Below are 1,113 nucleotides of genomic sequence, written 5' to 3'. Positions count from 1 at the left end.
TTCGTATGACTATGTATTCATCATACGATACCTACCTTAAGGTAGGTGGGTTTCCCCATTCAGAAATCTCCGGATCAAAGGATATTTGCCGCCTCCCCGGAGCTTTTCGCAGGCTATCACGTCTTTCATCGCCTCTGACTGCCAAGGCATCCACCACATGCACTTAATTACTTGACTATACAACCCCAAACAGTCGTTAACCCCTACAAGTAGGATTAAGACAATTAAATAAATAATCAATGATTTATTTAATCTACAGTTCAAAGTCTCGTGCACTTAAGCACTGTACAGCTTCAATCTAAATTCATATACCAAAACGCTTGATTCAGTTAATTTGCTAGTTCTCATTTCAATTCGTAATTAAATCGTAACACCGAAGCATTACTGTCAATCTTGAATTAAATGAGTTGAACAATTTATTTCAGACTCAATTTTTGCCAATCTGTTAATGAATTAATGCGTCTTCGTCAGATCGCACTAAATACTGTGATATTTAAATCACAGAACTTAATAAACCATCAAATCTAATCATTCGATCTTTTATTAAGTTCTGCAATCTTTAGCTTAAAGCTCCAGTATATGTGTGCCTGCGCACAGCATAGCTGTTTGCTTAAATTTTAAGGAAAAGCAGTGCTTTTCTGATCTTAAAATTTGGTGGAGACTAGGAGAGTCGAACTCCTGACCTCCTGCGTGCAAAGCAGGCGCTCTACCAACTAAGCTAAGTCCCCAGCTTATCATCTGTGATTCGATGTATCTTCAATTCCTGTAACTTGATTTATTCAATCTAGGTCAAAGTCATGGTGGGTCTGACAAGACTTGAACTTGTGACCCCACGCTTATCAAGCGTGTGCTCTAACCAACTGAGCTACAGACCCTGAGAAAAATCAAAGCATCGCTTTGTATTTTTCGCAAGACAAACGCAGTGCGTAGTATCTGCTACTCAATCCAATTCGAAAACCTCGAATTATCTTTTAAGACACATCGTCATGAAGAACAACTTGTTGTGGATTCTTACCAATCGTCAATCTTTCGTTAAGGAGGTGATCCAGCCGCAGGTTCCCCTACGGCTACCTTGTTACGACTTCACCCCAGTCATCGGCCACACCGTGGTAA

2 tRNA genes and 2 rRNA genes are annotated in these 1,113 nt (G+C 40.0%); all 4 read right to left on the bottom strand.

From position 1 onward, the window contains the following. Positions 1-177: ribosomal RNA gene (locus FTU98_RS13845) — 23S ribosomal RNA — on the bottom strand; the annotation flags it as partial. A 475-nt stretch (positions 178-652) separates the two neighbouring features. After that, positions 653-728 (bottom strand) — tRNA-Ala (locus FTU98_RS13840). A 70-nt stretch (positions 729-798) separates the two neighbouring features. Further along, a tRNA-Ile gene (locus tag FTU98_RS13835) sits at positions 799-875 on the bottom strand. Between the two features lie 158 nt (positions 876-1,033). After that, positions 1,034-1,113, bottom strand: a 16S ribosomal RNA gene (locus FTU98_RS13830); the annotation flags it as partial.

The organism is Acinetobacter sp. YH12211, assembly GCF_013418015.1.
Lineage (GTDB): Bacteria > Pseudomonadota > Gammaproteobacteria > Pseudomonadales > Moraxellaceae > Acinetobacter > Acinetobacter towneri.
The sequence above is the reverse complement of the archived record's forward strand: the minus strand, read 5'-3'. Positions and strand labels throughout refer to the sequence as shown.